Annotated in this window: 16 protein-coding genes and 1 pseudogene; 13 read left to right on the forward strand and 4 right to left on the reverse strand. The window is 43.1% G+C overall.

The features are described from left to right. The first annotated feature begins 121 nt into the window (after positions 1-121). Together istA and istB are read left to right on the forward strand one after the other, a co-directional pair. Positions 122-1,654, forward strand: coding sequence for an IS21 family transposase (gene istA, locus P4S58_RS03710; RefSeq protein WP_337162938.1), 1,533 nt, complete (start codon positions 122-124; stop codon positions 1,652-1,654). A 10-nt stretch (positions 1,655-1,664) separates the two neighbouring features. Then, a complete protein-coding gene (gene istB, locus P4S58_RS03715; RefSeq protein WP_337162940.1) occupies positions 1,665-2,405 on the forward strand; it encodes an IS21-like element ISVch3 family helper ATPase IstB in 741 nt (246 codons plus the stop codon). A 645-nt stretch (positions 2,406-3,050) separates the two neighbouring features. On the opposite strand, the gene P4S58_RS03720 is transcribed toward istB, so the two are convergent. Next, on the reverse strand, positions 3,051-3,938 hold the full coding sequence (locus P4S58_RS03720) for a LysR family transcriptional regulator (RefSeq protein ID WP_337162942.1): 888 nt from the start codon (positions 3,936-3,938) through the stop codon (positions 3,051-3,053). Positions 3,939-4,045: 107 nt separating this feature from the next. On the opposite strand from P4S58_RS03720, the gene P4S58_RS03725 reads away from it, so the two are divergent. Continuing rightward, complete coding sequence (locus tag P4S58_RS03725; protein ID WP_337162943.1) at positions 4,046-4,912, forward strand: MBL fold metallo-hydrolase; 867 nt, start codon at positions 4,046-4,048, stop codon at positions 4,910-4,912. Then, entirely contained in the window at positions 4,906-5,559 is a 654-nt protein-coding gene (locus P4S58_RS03730; RefSeq protein WP_337162945.1) for a DsbA family protein, read from the forward strand. The genes P4S58_RS03725 and P4S58_RS03730 overlap by 7 nt, the downstream gene beginning before the upstream one ends. Positions 5,560-5,928: 369 nt before the next feature. On the opposite strand, the gene P4S58_RS03735 is transcribed toward P4S58_RS03730, so the two are convergent. Both P4S58_RS03735 and P4S58_RS03740 read right to left on the reverse strand, forming a co-directional pair. Next, entirely contained in the window at positions 5,929-6,477 is a 549-nt protein-coding gene (locus P4S58_RS03735; RefSeq protein WP_102281779.1) for a DUF1349 domain-containing protein, read from the reverse strand. A gap of 16 nt (positions 6,478-6,493) precedes the next feature. Further along, a complete protein-coding gene (locus P4S58_RS03740; RefSeq protein WP_102281777.1) occupies positions 6,494-7,522 on the reverse strand; it encodes a radical SAM protein in 1,029 nt (342 codons plus the stop codon). Positions 7,523-7,768: 246 nt separating this feature from the next. Between P4S58_RS03740 and P4S58_RS03745 the strand changes: the two genes are divergently transcribed. The 3 genes from P4S58_RS03745 (at position 7,769) to P4S58_RS03755 (ending at position 8,868) form a co-directional block, all read left to right on the forward strand. Beyond that, entirely contained in the window at positions 7,769-8,059 is a 291-nt protein-coding gene (locus tag P4S58_RS03745; RefSeq protein WP_102281775.1) for a putative quinol monooxygenase, read from the forward strand. A gap of 76 nt (positions 8,060-8,135) precedes the next feature. After that, a complete protein-coding gene (locus P4S58_RS03750; RefSeq protein WP_337162946.1) occupies positions 8,136-8,501 on the forward strand; it encodes a TSUP family transporter in 366 nt (121 codons plus the stop codon). Beyond that, entirely contained in the window at positions 8,476-8,868 is a 393-nt protein-coding gene (locus tag P4S58_RS03755) for a sulfite exporter TauE/SafE family protein (protein WP_337162947.1), read from the forward strand. The genes P4S58_RS03750 and P4S58_RS03755 overlap by 26 nt, the downstream gene beginning before the upstream one ends. Before the next feature lie 15 nt (positions 8,869-8,883). On the opposite strand, the gene P4S58_RS03760 is transcribed toward P4S58_RS03755, so the two are convergent. Then, positions 8,884-9,801 carry a LysR family transcriptional regulator gene (locus P4S58_RS03760; RefSeq protein ID WP_337162948.1) on the reverse strand — a complete coding sequence of 306 codons (918 nt, stop codon included), beginning with the start codon at positions 9,799-9,801 and terminating at the stop codon, positions 8,884-8,886. 374 nt (positions 9,802-10,175) lie between these two features. Between P4S58_RS03760 and P4S58_RS03765 the strand changes: the two genes are divergently transcribed. The 6 genes and pseudogenes from P4S58_RS03765 to P4S58_RS03790 all read left to right on the forward strand — a co-directional run bounded on the left by P4S58_RS03765 (position 10,176) and on the right by P4S58_RS03790 (position 15,136). Beyond that, the gene (locus P4S58_RS03765; protein ID WP_102281769.1) at positions 10,176-10,466 is read left to right on the forward strand and encodes a putative quinol monooxygenase; all 291 of its coding nucleotides are present in this window, start codon (positions 10,176-10,178) and stop codon (positions 10,464-10,466) included. A 71-nt stretch (positions 10,467-10,537) separates the two neighbouring features. After that, positions 10,538-11,620, forward strand: coding sequence for an L-dopachrome tautomerase-related protein (locus tag P4S58_RS03770; protein WP_337162949.1), 1,083 nt, complete (start codon positions 10,538-10,540; stop codon positions 11,618-11,620). Positions 11,621-11,822: 202 nt separating this feature from the next. Further along, on the forward strand, positions 11,823-12,590 hold the full coding sequence (locus tag P4S58_RS03775) for a glycine betaine ABC transporter substrate-binding protein (RefSeq protein WP_337164500.1): 768 nt from the start codon (positions 11,823-11,825) through the stop codon (positions 12,588-12,590). A gap of 144 nt (positions 12,591-12,734) precedes the next feature. Beyond that, positions 12,735-13,760, forward strand: a complete 1,026-nt coding sequence (locus P4S58_RS03780; protein WP_337162950.1) for a zinc-binding alcohol dehydrogenase family protein — start codon at positions 12,735-12,737, stop codon at positions 13,758-13,760. Positions 13,761-13,787: 27 nt separating this feature from the next. Next, positions 13,788-14,423, forward strand: a complete 636-nt coding sequence (gene grxB / locus P4S58_RS03785; RefSeq protein WP_337162951.1) for a glutaredoxin 2 — start codon at positions 13,788-13,790, stop codon at positions 14,421-14,423. Between the two features lie 15 nt (positions 14,424-14,438). Further along, positions 14,439-15,136 (forward strand): annotated as a pseudogene (locus P4S58_RS03790) (nitroreductase family protein). Positions 15,137-15,257 lie beyond the last annotated feature (121 nt).

The raw sequence follows: 15,257 nt of genomic DNA on the forward strand, positions 1-15,257 counted from the left end.
CGAAATCGGTGATCGGAATAGCGAAAACTGCGTTCGGAATGCCCGAATCCCTTCCTTTTTCTCTTTTAAATCAATAGCTCGCTATCCTTTACTTCTTAAATTAGAAGGTAAGGAAGTGACCATGGCCAAAAAGAGAACTCCAATGAACAAAATCAAAGAGGTATTACGCCTAAAGTACGACTGCGGTCTCTCAAATCGCGATATTGCTTCGTGCCTGAAACTCGGCCCATCCACCATATCGGAACTCCTTACTCGCTTTAAACAAAGCCAACTTGGCTGGCCTCTACTCGAAAGTTGCAGCGACACAGAACTCACTCAAGCACTGTATCACGGTAAGAAAGCCAGTCGGGATAAAGTCATGCCAGACTTCACTCTATACGCTGTCGAACTTAGACGTAAAGGCATGACGAAGATGCTGCTCTGGCAGGAATATCATGAGCAATATCAAGAACAAGCTTACGCTTACACTCAGTTTTGCGAACACTTCACTCGTTGGTTCAAAACCCAAAAGCGCAGCATGCGCCAACTTCATGTGGCAGGTGATAAGCTATTTATCGACTACTGTGGGCCTCGGCTTCAGGTGGTCAACCCTGACACAGGAGAAGTGCGCGAAGCGGAAGTGTTCGTGGCGACTTTAGGTGCATCGAATTACACCTACGTTGAAGCCTTCCCTAGTCAAGGGAAGTCCTACTGGCTAGAGGCGCATGCTAATGCCTTCGAGCACTTTGGTGGTGTACCACAACTCTTGGTCCCCGATAATCTACGTAGCGCAGTTACCAAAGCTAACCGTTATGAGCCAAGGCTTAACGACAGCTATCAAAAGCTGGCGAATCACTATCAAACCGCAGTGATGCCAGCTCGCCCTTACAAACCGAAAGATAAAGCCAAGGCAGAGAATGCCGTGCTCCTCGTCGAGCGCTGGATCATGATGCGGCTGAGGCACCAAACCTTCTATACCTTCAAAGAACTGAACCTCGCCATCCGCGAGCTTATGAATGACTTAAACGACCGTGAGATGAAACAGTATGGCGCGAGTCGTAAAGCTCTGTTCGACAAACTCGATAAGCCTGCATTAAAGCCATTACCTAAGCAGCGTTACCTATATACCGAAACTAAACGAGCCAAAGTTGGCCCTGACTATCACATCGAATATCGTCGTCATTACTACTCGGTTCCTCATCAACTTGTTGGTCATCATGTCGAACTAGAAGCCTCTAATCGTCTGGTGCAGATCTACCATCAAGGTAACTTGGTCTCCCAGCACCCACGTAGCCAAAGAGAGCGCGGAAACAGCACCCAACCAGAGCACATGCCAAGCAACCATCAACATCAGAAGTGGTCGCCTGGACGCTTACTCAACTGGGGAGCCAATATCGGCCCAGCCACACGAGAAGTCGTCAATAAGATGCTGAACTCAAAACCTCATCCAGAGCAGGCATATCGTGCTTGTCTGGGACTACTCAGTCTAAGCAAATCCTATGGCGGGTCGCGCTTAGAGCAAGCCTGTAAAGACGCACTGATGCTGACAAAACCCAACTACACCTTCATCAACAATTTACTCAAGAACAATCGTGAAGGGCAACTGAGTAAAGATAAAGCGAGTACGCCGAACCTTGTTCACAGCAATGTTCGTGGCCCGAACTGTTATCACTAGGAGAAAGGATATGAACGCACTGAATGACCAACTTAAAACCCTTCGCTTGAGCCATGCGGCGAAAGCGTTAGAGCAGCAACAAGAACAACTGACCACTTACGCAGAGTTGAACTTCGAGGAACGGTTAAGCCTACTTCTGGAAAGCGAGATCTTGAATCGCAATCAGACCAAAATCCAACGCTTAAAACGACAAGCGAAGTTGAGAGTGGATGCTCAACCGAGCCAACTCATCTACAAGGAGGGGCGAAACCTCAATCGCAAACAGATGAGCGAACTTCTGACGGGTAGTTATCTGCACAAACACCAGAACATCTTGGTCACAGGCCCAACGGGCGCAGGCAAAACGTATCTTGGCTGCGCACTGGCCACCAGTGCCTGCGACCAACAACAAACGGTTAGGTACTATCGATTAACTCGCTTGCTTGATGACCTGACCGCAGGACGTTTAGATGGTAGCTATCAAAAGCAACTTCAATCGTTGGCTAAGAAAGTCTTACTGATCCTCGACGACTGGGGGATGGAAAAACTGACTCAAGAGCATGCGGGTCACTTATTAGAAGTGCTTGAAGATCGCTATCAAAACAGCAGTACAATCGTCATCAGTCAGTTACCAGTAAAGGAGTGGTACAACATGATCGGCAACGCCACCGTCGCGGACGCGCTAATGGATCGGCTGGTACACAATAGTCATCGAATAGAACTGGGAGGTGAGTCAATGAGAAAACTGGCACAATCCGATCACTTAGAGTAAAAATAAGAAGAGAGAAAAACGGCAGGATCAAGTGTTCGGAATAAACCGAAACGAGCGATCGCAATCACCGAAATACGCAAGAGAGGCAAAGATATGACGTTTTCATCCCTGAATTAGGTCTTGCTATCGAGTATCAGGGGCAGCAGCATTATGTTGCCGTAGAACTGTTTGGAGGGAGAGAAGGTTTACAAACTACTAAACAGAGAGACAAAGAAAAGCTACAACGAAGTAAAGATAATGGTATAGATATTATCTACTTTAATTATAAAGATAATTTGACTGAGAAACTGGTTCATAGCCGATTAAGGAATTATTTGAAAGAAAAGTAGTTTTAGTGAGACTTTTGCTGGCGAATATCTGACCATTAAGTCGATATATCAGCGTGATTTCTGCTGGCACAAAACTGCCCCATTGTAAGCTTGCGCAACAGAACGTTGGTAATTCTTACCAGAAAATAACCTGACTTTTACTAATGACAGACCGCACAGCACCGATGCGCGTAATCACCCAAAAGCTGTCACATTTTAACATTTCAATCTCTACATCACTTTTGCATGATAATTCGCTTGTGTGCTCTGACTGGCAGTGGGGCCAGTTTGAATAGAGCAGTTTAGTTTCTTGTAATGGCAAAAATCAGGCAAAACATTACCAACGAGTTTCGGCAAAATAGTCTGATAAATAATCAATCAGTGTACGAACAGTTGGTGACATATACTTTCTGGAAGAATAGAGAGCATAAATGGTAAGGTCATTTGGTTTCCAATTCGGCAACACCTGCCGAAGCTGACCACTTTTAACGTATTGGTTTGCGAGATAAGTTGGCTGAATAGCTATGCCTGCGCCACACAATACTGCATGCAGTAAGGTTGTCGTTTCATTTGCTGTCAGATTACATCTAACTTCTACCGATTGCTGCGAGTTGTCTTTTGTCAAATGCCAGATATGTTGTTCGAAATTTTTATACCCAAGACAAGTATGATTGGTTAAATCGCTCGGTTCAGAAATGGTACTATTTCTGGTCAAATATTGTGGCGAAGCTACCACAACTGACTCACATACCGATATTGGCTTACCTATAAGAGATGGGTCTGGTGCCGACGCGATTCGGATAGCAAGATCTATCTGCCTTTCAGTCAGGTCGGTTACTGAGTCTTGCAAGTCGATATCGATTTTTACTTTGGGGTTCTCCGCCATAAATTCTTGAATAGCTGGCATCAATTGGGAATAACCAAATGACATGCTTGTTGCTAACCGAACTGTACCCGATAGTTCACCACTGGTGTCTGATAGCCCGCTTAGGCTTTCTGCCTGCCCAATCCATTGTTTAACTTCTTCCAGACATGTTTCACCCGCTGTTGTCAAAGAAACTTTTCGTGTGGTTCGATGCAGTAGGCGTGTTTTTAGCCAAGCTTCCATAGCCTCAATGTATCTCGTCACCATGGGGCGAGACATATTCAGCCTATCTGCTGTGGCGGTAAAACTGCAAGTCGTTGCCACATCAACAAATACTTTTGCGGCTGTTAGCCTATCCATACATTCGCTCGTATAAAGAAACAATAATGCTCAGTTTGGTGTGTTTTTCTGAGCGCGTCAATTTCCTATTATCTTCTCCGTACCCAAACACATTTAAGGAGAACGGTATGAAAAAATTTACTCTAATGGCCACATCTGTCTTACTGGCTGCAAATGCAACCGCAGCAGAAAATACACCACTAACTTTTGATGTTTATAACGCTGACAAGAACAGCTTCCACGTAAACTCAACATTAGTAATCGGTGAAACTGAAGTCATGGTAGTCGACACGGGCTTTACCAAAGCAGACGCTCTGCGCATTGCAGCAAAAGTTCTTGATAGTGGCAAAGAGCTGAAAACTATTTTTATTAGTCAAGCCGACCCTGATTATTACTTTGGAGCAGAAGTACTACACGCATTATTCCCCAAAGCGCAAGTTCTGAGTACCCCGGCAGTCATTGAGGTCATAGAGAAAAAGCTCGCAGGAAAATTAGCGTTTTGGGGGCCTAAAATGGGGAGCAATGCTCCGGTTGAACCTTATCTACCACAAGCTATCGAAGACAATGTGTTGACAGTTGATGAACACAAAATCGAGATTCGTGGCACTCAAGGAGAATTGGCTTATCGTCCTTACTTGTGGATTCCTTCTAGCAAAACGGTTCTGGGTAATGTCGCCGTAAACGGTAATTTGCATCTTTGGATGGCTGACGCGCAATCTGAGGGTAGTCAGAAAGCATGGGTTAAACAATTGGAAGAACTACAGGCGCTAAATCCAGAGATAGTCATTCCGGGACACATGAAAGCTGGAACGAAACTTGATGCAAGCACTATCAGTTATTCGCAGCAGTATCTGGCAGACTTCCAGCAGGCGAAAAGTAGTAGCCAGAATAGCGCTGAATTGATAAACAAAATGTCTACAAGCTATCCCGAAGCACAACTGCCTATGGCTCTAAGTATTGGTGCTAAGGTACATATGGGTGAAATGAAATGGTAAAAGTACACTACTTTTTCGACCCGATGTGTGGTTGGTGTTACGGTGCTACTTCTCTGTTAGCTGCAATTGCAGCTAACACTGATATTATGCTGACTCTCCACCCTGGCGGTATGATAGACAACAAGGCTATCGAGCCCAATTTTCGGAGCCATATCCTCGCCAATGACGAGCGCATTGCCAAAATGACGGGAGCACAGTTTGGAGAAAAATATATCCAGCGAGTGAAAGGCAACGATGAAATGATTTTGGACTCTTTCATCACAGCACGTGCAATTCTAACTGCAAAGCAATTGGGTATCGCCCCTTTAGATATGTTGAAAGCCATTCAGCATGCCCATTATGTTGATGGTAAGCAGGTCAATCATCCCGAAGTCCTTGAGGAACTATCAGCAAAATTAGGATTAGAGGGCGCACACTGGCATAAAGCGATGAATGCAAATCTAGGTATTGAACAGGAAGAAATACAGAAAAGCCAACTGTTAATGCAGAAGTTACAGGTTCATGGGTATCCGACACTGATCCTTGAAATTAATAATAAGTTTATAGTACTTCCTCACACTGAATTATATGGCAAGCCTGATGAGTGGCGTAAGCTTGTTGATAGCTATATCCGCAGCGATTCCAGTACCTCACAAACCAATATGTAAAAATATTGAAGCCTGAGTTGAGGTACGAGTATTTGCAGAGACAGTATATTGCATATCTCAAGGAAAGCTTTTCATAAAGTGAATCTGACGCTACGGTTCTAGGATGGAAGGTTTTGTCCAGTTCAGCGCAAATCTACCACCGCGACCAACGGTGGTCTTTGAGGTTTTGGTATACGAAAAGTTATTCAAGGATCGTTAAATTAGCAAAGTCACTGGCAATCTTTTGTCCAGAACTGTTTCATTCGGCACTTTCTAGCACGAAAGTGCCCCGAAGTTTGCCAGCCTAAAATTTAGGACACATTTCTCTTGTCATAAATTGACCTACTTTAAAACTAATACAAAAAGTCAATTGCTATATACCAGATTGGCTCAACTCATTAGTTGAAATTCACTAAACTTAGCAAAATTAGGTGTGTTTGAACTACCACTAAAGGTATAAAGCATAAGTCCTTTTGCTTGGCCGTTTAATGTCTTCGCAGAGCCAATGACTTGCCAAGAGCGTTTTTGATTACATTCCAAGAACGCAGTGATAGTACCATCATTTTTTTCTATCTTAACTGAGGCTGTCGTGCCTTCAAATGTGCTAAGTTGTTTGATCTCTGGTTGACCATTTTGCTCTACAACAAACACAATGGAAGGCTCGCCCATGAACATTTCTTTACTAATTTTGATGTAGTTATCGTTGTCCCAGTAAATGCCTAGGCCAGCTTGTTCAAATGGCAAGGTTGGCTCTAAGGTGATGGTTACTTCTGCGCTATAATTGGGTTGAGATACTGGGTAGATGAAAATGTTATCCACGTCACTTGAACCCGCGCCAAAAATATTGCCCTCTTGCACTTGCATCGACAACAGCCCGTTATCAAATGACCAATGGCTTGGGTTCTCATTTTGAATGTACCAGTCGTTTAAATTCTTCATTTCGGACTCCTTGGGTTTAGATCATGCGTTGGCGAAGGCTATAAAAAATATCTTCAAGGTCGCCAAGTTTTTGCTGCTCTATGCGCTTTAGCTGTTGCTGCACCGTGTCATACATGAGCTTATTGTTCATGTCATTCAGTGTCGCATAGTGGTGGGTACGACGACCTAAAATAAAGTTATTTTGATCGTTTTCGTTCATCAACATGAAGTGATCAATGGTACGTAAAAACGCCTCTTTATCATGCGGAAATTGTCCATTGAGTTCCGTCAGCAAATTTATCCCATGATAATTACCGTAATTGCTTTTGATGCCATCTAATTGGCTGATCAATTGAAATTGTTCTTCCAACATCTCACGCTCTGAAAGTGGCGTAAACTGGCCGTTTTGAACCATATCATCCAACTCAGTACCAGGTTTTACCGCTAGCGATAATATTCGGATCTCCTCAGGATCAATCTGGTTTAATAGCTGGGCAGTCTGTGCGATATGGTGCTCGGACAACGCCTTCCCACCTAAGCCAAGAATGATGAATGTCATCATTTTCATACCCGCCTGCTTCGCGTACTCGGCTGATTTCAAAATTGACTTAGGGGTGATCCCTTTTTTCATCAACTTGAGTACCTCAAGCGAGCCCGACTCCATACCGCAATACAGCATGTTTAACCCTGCATCGCAGATAGCCCTCATCTCGGCTGGAGACTTTTTAGTCATGGTTTGAGCTCTGCCATATGAGCTAATTTGTGTGAGCTCCGGGAACGCCTCTTTTAGTGTATTGAGCACATCCAGTAAATCGTCCGTTTCCATTGCAAAGGAATCACCATCTTGCAAAAAACAGCTCTCAAACTGTCGGTTTTTATAGAAGGCTCGTGCCGCCCAGATATCACGTTTGATCTCTTCGACAGGACGAATAGAGAACTCCATCCCTTCAAACAGAGTACAGAACTTACATTTATTCCACGGGCAGCCTTGTGTTGTCCGTATCAGCAAACTGTCTGCTTCAGAGGGTGGGCGTATTGGACCTTGTTGAAATTGTATCTGTGTCATGGCTTATCTATCCATCAATGAAATCAATAAGCGCATGCTACGTAATTTAAAGCACAGTAAAAACTGGGGCTAGTTTGATTTATTATCAAATTAAAATAGACAATCCATTATCAATCTATTTTTGATAATAAATCAAATGGGAGGTTGTTTATGGATGTGAATGCGTGTCGTACTATACATCCAACCCAACAAGGCAGCGAAGGCATCGTTTGATAAGCTGCATAACGTTATGATGAGGAATACCCTATGAGCAAGTTAACTATCGTTGCAAACATCGTTGCTAATGAAGACAAAATTGAACTAGTAAAAGCAGAACTGCTAAAACTAATCGACATCACACGCGCTGAAGAAGGCTGCATTAACTACGACCTTCACCAAGATAACGAGAACCCAGCACACTTCATGTTCTACGAGAACTGGACTTCACGTGAACTTTGGCAGACACACATGGCAAACACGCACCTAGCCGAGTACATGGCAGCAACAGAAGGCTCAGTGGCAAGCTTCACACTAAACGAAATGACGCAAATCGCATAAATAGTTTTTGATTCTGTAGTGTTTGGAAGGAAGGTCATCATGACCTTCTTTTTTTCCTGTCGATGTAGTGAAAATAATGATTATTGATATCTGGTTCTATCTAGCTGCGATACCTGCTGTGTTCTTTTATGGGATGGGAAAAGGCGGTGTTGGAGGGATTTTGGGTATCCTCTCTGTACCACTAATGGCAATGAGTGTTTCGCCTGTCCAAGCCGCTGCTATTCTATTGCCACTTTTATGTGGAATGGATCTAATGGCGCTGTTTTATCATCGTAAAAATTGCAATTATGCCGAACTCAAAGTCATGATACCTTTTGCTGTGTTAGGGGTTATGGCCGCTTCTTGCTTCATGGGCAGCCTTCCGACACACATTGTTGAACTAATGATTGGCGCTGACTTTTTTGGGGCAAAAATTATTGTTGAAGCAATCAGGTTCACCTAACCGAATCAAAGGCTACGCATTAAACCTATTATCAGGTTTTTCGAGTACGATTGCTCATGCTGGGGGGCCGCCAGCAAGTATGTATTTGCTACCCAAGAAACTGCCTAAAGAGCAACTTATCGGCACCAGCGTTGTGTTTTTCGCTGGGCTTAATTTTGTTAAGTTAGTTCCATACAGTTATATGGGACAACTCGATACACAAAACTTGATGACATCACTCGTGCTTGTACCTATTGCATTTCTAGGAGTGAGAACCGGTGTTTGGTTGGTTAACATCATCTCTCAAGAGCTAATTTACAAAATCAGCTACAGCGTATTATTCATTACGGCGATAAAAATGTTGTATTCCGGAGTCGCTACGTTATAAACCATCGTCAGTATCTTATAGCGCTCCTTTTTCTGCTAATTGCTCAAGTATCACGTTCGTTTTCTCTCTAAATAAATCCCTTAACAGCCGAACTGTTGGTGTGATGGACTGACGGCTAGGACAAACCAACCAGAGTTCAGTCGGCGTTGGTTTGTACTCCTTCATAATATTAACTACACGACCGGCTAAAAGGTCATCAGACATATCAAGGCACGATTTGATTGCCACACCTTTACCTGCAACACACCAACGCCTCACCAGGTCCCCATCATTCGAAGCTCTATTGCCTTTCAGTTTTACCTTATGAGTCGTATCCTCATGGCTGAATAACCACTCATTTTGCAATACATCATGCAATTGATAAAACAACGCATTGTGCTCAAGCAAATCGTTTGGCTGAGTGGGTGCTTGATTTTCCGCTAAATAGCTAGGGCTTGCACACAACACTCTCGGTACATCACAGATTTTAAAGCCATACATATTGGCATCGGTTGGTGAGCCATAGCGCACAGCCATGTCGACAGAATCACGGTAGAAATCAATATTGCTATCGCTAATACTTGAACGCAGTGAGACATTCGGGTACTGCAATAAAAACTCATCTAACCAAGGAGTAATAAGGTTACGCCCCAAATCAGACGATAGCGCGATACGAATTTCACCATTAATAATGCCCAAGTCTTCATGCATATTCATTTTGGCCAGCTCAAGCATCTTTAGCGCCTCTTCACACTGAGGTAAATAACGCTCCCCAGCAGAGGACAATCGCAAGTGACGGGTTGTACGGACAAAAAGCTCCGTACCCAATGATGCCTCAACGCGCTTTACCGCTGCACTGGCTGTGGCGATACGCATATCTAAATTGGTTGCCGCTCCGGTGATGCTGCGAAACTCCGCGACTTTTAAAATAACCTGTAAATCTTCTAAGAGCATGATGAGACCTTCATTCGAAAAAGGGACTGCAGTATTTGCTGCGTTTCTACTATTTATAAAGCAGTCTTGACGACAGAACAATCTGTATTCAAATTATTTTTGATAATAATTCAAATTAAAGTCTGTTTTTCATTGTCAATAACTCGCCTATCATAACTTCATTCAAATAACCCCGGATAAACACAAGACCTAGCGCATAACGTTTATGATTATCAATTTGTTTTAGATAATTTTTAAAAAATAATTAGATAATCAATGACAATTCATTGTCTAAACTGATTGGTTTTGCCAGTACTTACGGCACCGCCCAGCAATAAGTTTTTGTTTTTTTAGGTTATTATTATTGTTAACAAGTAGAGAGATAAAGGGATTAAATGACTAAATTGACTATTGTTGCAAATATTGTTGCGAACGAAGATAAAGTTGAACTGGTTAAAGCAGAGCTATTAAAGCTGATTGATATCACGCGTGCTGAAGAAGGCTGCATTAACTACGACCTTCATCAAGACAACGAAAACCCAGCACATTTCATGTTTTACGAGAACTGGGTATCTCGTGAGCTATGGCAAGCACACATGGGGAATACTCACCTTGCAGAATACATGGCAGCGACGGAAGGGTGTGTTGCAAGTTTCACGCTAAATGAAATGACGCAAATAGCTTAACTTTACATTAGATGGGCATCAGCCATTTATTACGAACCAAAAATCAAGTTAATCCCACTAAGGTACATGAAATGAAAAACGTAAAATCATTTTTAGCTATTGCGGTAGCAACCCTCTTTAATACCGCCCAAGCAGCAGAGATCGAAGTCGTCGCTGAGCTTGACGGCACTCGCCCTGGAAACATCACTGTGACTGAACAAGGCCGCACATTCCTTTCAATGCAGCCTCTTGATGGCCCAAAATATCGCGTTGTTGAACTGATGAAAGATGGTTCAACTCAGCCTTTCCCAAGCGAAGATTGGGCGGATGGTCCAGAGACTGGTAAGGTTGGTCTATCGTCAGTCATTGGTATTGATAGTACCGAAGATGGTGTGGTTTGGATTCTCGACATGGGCAGTGCTGACGCTTCAGCGCAGATTGTGGCTTGGGATACAGTAAACAACAAGCTATTTAAACGCATCGAGATAAGCAAAGATGTTACTGTCGGCAACTCTTTCCTACAGGATTTCGCTTTAGATACCAAACGTAACCAGATGTACATTGCAGATACCAGCCTTGGTAACTTGTTCGGTGATCCAGCACCTGCATTTGTTGTGGTGGATTTAGAAACGGGGGAATCTCGCCGTGTTCTTGAGTCTTACAAGGCGCTGATATCACCAGAGCATGACGTAATTATTGATGGCTCACTGATGGGGGCAAAGCGTGAAGATGGTAGCTCTGATACGCTTTATCTTGGACTGAACCCAATCACGATTGATGCTGCGAACGAGTGGGTATATTTCGGCACGGTTAATGGCAGCGCGATTTACCGACTACCAGCGGGGGCACTTGCAAACGAGAAACTGACAGATAAAGAGCTTGCTCAATCTATCGAGTTCTACAATGAAAAGCGCCCAAGTGACGGTATGATCATTGCGGATAACGGTGATATCTATGTCGGCGATGTTGAGAAAAACGCTGTGAGCATTATAACGAGTGAGAGCTTCAAGACGTTTGCACAAGATGACAAATTGCTGTCATGGGCTGATGGCTTCTCAATTCAGGGTGGTTACCTCTACGTGACACAAAACTCTCTGCATCTAAATCCAGCCCTTAATGAAGGCGAAGAAGGTGCGAGCAAACCATTCCATGTGTTACGCATCAAACTAGATTAAGACGACAGTAGATAGACACGTCAATATAAAGCGTATGTATTTCATCAATGCATACGCTTTTTTATTAAGTGTAAACCGGTGTCTATCAATTTATTTTTGATAATAACTCAAACATTGGGCTATTTTTGATTGCTCTAGTGCCTTTTATTATCAATCTATCAGCAACGATAAGAGCGAAAGAACAATGAATAAAAAAATCACAATGGGTGTAACAGATTTATCATTTCATCGCACGACAGCTTCATTGGTTAGCAATGTATTGAAAAGTATGAGCTTCGAAGTTGAGCGAATCTTTTCCCCGCATCTGGAAAATTTTGAAAAACTGAAAATGGGTGAAATCGATATGCTCTCTTCTGCTTGGTTACCATCGAGCCATGGTATCTATAAGTCGGATGTTGAAAAAGTTGAGCCATTAATCGAGCTTGGACTTCATTATGAACCTTACGCATTGTGGGGCGTGCCGGATTACGTACCTGAAGAGATGGTCGCTGAAGTGGCGGATTTATTGAAGCCTGAAGTCGTCGAGCAAATGAGACCTAAAATTCAAGGTATTAATCCAGGAGCTGGGATCACTCGCTTCTCTATCCAGATGATGGAAGAGTACGGTTTAAGTAAAGCAGGCTATGAGTTTTTTACAGGCAGTGAAGACGACTGTTTTAGTGCTTTTGAAGATGCCGTCGCAAATAAAGAGTGGGTCATTGTGCCGCTATGGAAACCGCAATTTCTTCACTATCGTTATGATATTCGCGAGCTTGAAGAGCCGAAAGGCTTGCTTGGAATTGTAGACCGAGCTGTACTGTTACTGAGAGATGATAAGAAAAATCCATTTACTGATGAACAGCTTAAAACCTTAGATTCATTACGTTTCTCCAACGATATTATTGCCGAGCTTGATTATAAAGTGTGCCGTGAGGGTAAACCGCAAGATGAAGTGACGTATGAATGGTTAGTTGCACAAGGTGTTATCTAACTAGGTTAACAGATAAGAATCTCAACACAACACGGTCGAGTAGTGTGATTGTCAAAAATAAATTGAATGTAATTAAAAAATTAGGCGGTTTATCTAGGGTAAAAAATCTCTATGATGAGGGTGTCCAATCAAAGGAGAAAGAACATGTCAGCACCAACAACAATGAAAGCAATTGGTTTTACTCAATCACTAGCAATTACAGAGCAAGACAGCTTATTCGAGTTTGAAGCAAGCCTGCCAGAGTTAAAAGACAATGACCTGCTAGTAAAAGTGAGCGCGACCTCGATTAACCCAGCAGATGCAAAAATTAGAATCCGCAACGCACAAGATAAAACCCTAGAGCAGCCAAAAGTATTGGGCTATGACGCGGTGGGTGAAGTGGTTGATAAAGGCGACAATGTTTCAGGCTTCGAAATTGGTGACCGTGTTTATTACGCAGGTGATGTGACACGTATGGGTGCGAATGCTGAGTACCAAGCGGTCGATTACCGAATTACAGCTCATGCACCAAAAAGTCTTTCTGATGAATCAGCAGCCGTTATGCCCCTAGCGACATTGACAGGTTGGGAGGCATTGTTTGATCGCTTACGTGTTCGTCCAGAAGAGAAGAAGTCTATCTTGATTATTGGTGGTGCAGGTGGTGTTGGCTCGATTACGATTCAACTGGCGAAACAGCTTACTAACCTAACAGTGATTGCGACCGCTTCAAGACCAGAGACCGAGCAGTGGGTAAGAGATATGGGCGCTGACCATGTTGTGAATCACCGTAATCTGGTGGAGTCGGTACGTGAGCAAGGCATTCAGCATGTGGACTACATCTTCAACGTTGCAGATACCAAAGGCCACTGGGATGCAATGGTCGAGTTGATTGCTCCGCAAGGCATGATCAGTTCAATTGTAGAATTTGATGGTGGTGTTGACCTATCAAAACTACAAGGCAAATCAGCTGGCTTTATCTGGGAGCTGATGTTCACTCGCTCACTGTTTAACACTGACGATATCCAGAAGCAGCAAGATATCCTATTCCAAGCGGCGAACTTGATTGATGCTGGTCGCATTAAGTCTACACTCACTACAACATTAAATGGCTTTGGTGTTGAGACGTTAAAAGACGCACACCAGCGCATTGAAAGCAGCGCGTCAATTGGCAAAACTGCGATTAAATACTAATTCAGACTTATAAAAAGGGGATTTTTGATGAAACTGTATATCTACGAGCATTGCCCATTTTGTGCCCGTGTTGCTTATGTTGCTAATGATCTCAACCTTAACGTTGAATACCAGGTTGTGGATTATGCTGATGCGCAAACTCTGATTGATTTAATCGGTCAAAAAATGGTGCCAGTATTGGAGAAAGCTGATGGCAGCGTGATGGCGGAAAGCATGGATATCATTGCTTATTTTATCGAGCAAGCTGGTATTGATGCGATAGTTGCCCCTTCGGAGGAGACTTTGGTATTTCAGCGTGAGACTTTCCCATTGATTCAAAGAATTGGCTACCCTCGCTGGACGAAACTGAATCTAAAAGAGTTCGCTACTGAAGCAAGTGTTACTGTATGGCAAGCGAAGAAAGAGACAGAAGAGCTGAACTTTGTTCGTCTGTTAGAAAACACAGAGAAGATTGTTGCAGATGTGAACGCACAGTTGGTTAAAGCTGAAGCGTTGATCCAACCGAATGTGGGTAAATCGCCACTGCCTTTGGTTGATCAGGCTATCTACTTTTCGCTACTGCGTGGCTTCTTTGCAGAATCTACCATTAAGTGGCCACAAGAGCTTAAATTATGGCTGGAAACAAACAGTAATGACATTGGCGCTAGCTTGCTGAAGTCATAGCTTTTCGAACATTCGATGTCACTAACTTCCAATTCCTGTGAAAGTTGGAGGTTAGTCATCACTTTTCGGTACGACTCAAATAAACGCATTCCCAAAAAACACCTGAATGTTATTTATGAAGCCATTCGTTTGTCTGCATCATCGATAAATTCACAACTTTGGGAATTTATTGTTATTGAAAGTGATGAGGCAAAAGAACGTATGCACCGCACTTTTAGAAACAAACATCAGTTCAATCAGCCCCATATTAAGGCAGCCTCGCATATTATTCTGTTTGCACATAACCCTAGCTATACTCGTGAAGATTACGCGAAGGTTGTTGCTAAAGGGTTGCAGATGGACGAGTCTTGCCAGAAAATCGAGAGCAAACGTTTGGTAGCTTCGCATTTGCCGAGCTAAATACAAATGACTTTGGGGATACCTCTGCTTGGACCAAAGCACAAACTTATTTGGCATTGGGTAATACATTACATGTGTTGGCTCGATTAGGAATCGACTCTACCACAATGGAAGGGGTAGACTCTGAATAAATCAGCGAAGAGTTTTATGGAGAACTTGGTGGGTATCAATGTGATGTCGCACTGGCCATGGGCTACCACCATCAAGAAAAAGACTATAATGCACGATTACCTAAATCTAGGCTGGATCTTGATTCGGTTTTGACAGTTATTTGTATTTTGTACACCGTCACAGCCCAAGAGCATAATTATTAGCCCAGCCAAATTGAATACGTTGCGAATCGACCTTTCCATACCTGTGGTTATTCATTTGTTTCTAGTTTAGCCAAATCGCTGTCACACTTTTGTCCAAAAATGAGTTTAGAATGCTGGCTTA

This window comes from Vibrio sp. Hal054 (assembly GCF_037162405.1).
GTDB classification, from domain to species: domain Bacteria; phylum Pseudomonadota; class Gammaproteobacteria; order Enterobacterales; family Vibrionaceae; genus Vibrio; species Vibrio diazotrophicus.

Excerpts from the sequence above, each read along its gene's own strand:
- istA (WP_337162938.1), top strand. The coding sequence starts at position 122 with ATGGCCAAAAAGAGAACTCCAATGAACAAAATCAAAGAGGTATTACGC.
- istB (WP_337162940.1), top strand. The coding sequence starts at position 1,665 with ATGAACGCACTGAATGACCAACTTAAAACCCTTCGCTTGAGCCATGCG.
- P4S58_RS03720 (WP_337162942.1), bottom strand. The coding sequence starts at position 3,938 with ATGGATAGGCTAACAGCCGCAAAAGTATTTGTTGATGTGGCAACGACT.
- P4S58_RS03725 (WP_337162943.1), top strand. The coding sequence starts at position 4,046 with ATGAAAAAATTTACTCTAATGGCCACATCTGTCTTACTGGCTGCAAAT.
- P4S58_RS03730 (WP_337162945.1), top strand. The coding sequence starts at position 4,906 with ATGGTAAAAGTACACTACTTTTTCGACCCGATGTGTGGTTGGTGTTAC.
- P4S58_RS03735 (WP_102281779.1), bottom strand. The coding sequence starts at position 6,477 with ATGAAGAATTTAAACGACTGGTACATTCAAAATGAGAACCCAAGCCAT.
- P4S58_RS03740 (WP_102281777.1), bottom strand. The coding sequence starts at position 7,522 with ATGACACAGATACAATTTCAACAAGGTCCAATACGCCCACCCTCTGAA.
- P4S58_RS03745 (WP_102281775.1), top strand. The coding sequence starts at position 7,769 with ATGAGCAAGTTAACTATCGTTGCAAACATCGTTGCTAATGAAGACAAA.
- P4S58_RS03750 (WP_337162946.1), top strand. The coding sequence starts at position 8,136 with ATGATTATTGATATCTGGTTCTATCTAGCTGCGATACCTGCTGTGTTC.
- P4S58_RS03760 (WP_337162948.1), bottom strand. The coding sequence starts at position 9,801 with ATGCTCTTAGAAGATTTACAGGTTATTTTAAAAGTCGCGGAGTTTCGC.
- P4S58_RS03765 (WP_102281769.1), top strand. The coding sequence starts at position 10,176 with ATGACTAAATTGACTATTGTTGCAAATATTGTTGCGAACGAAGATAAA.
- P4S58_RS03770 (WP_337162949.1), top strand. The coding sequence starts at position 10,538 with ATGAAAAACGTAAAATCATTTTTAGCTATTGCGGTAGCAACCCTCTTT.
- P4S58_RS03775 (WP_337164500.1), top strand. The coding sequence starts at position 11,823 with ATGGGTGTAACAGATTTATCATTTCATCGCACGACAGCTTCATTGGTT.
- P4S58_RS03780 (WP_337162950.1), top strand. The coding sequence starts at position 12,735 with ATGTCAGCACCAACAACAATGAAAGCAATTGGTTTTACTCAATCACTA.
- grxB (WP_337162951.1), top strand. The coding sequence starts at position 13,788 with ATGAAACTGTATATCTACGAGCATTGCCCATTTTGTGCCCGTGTTGCT.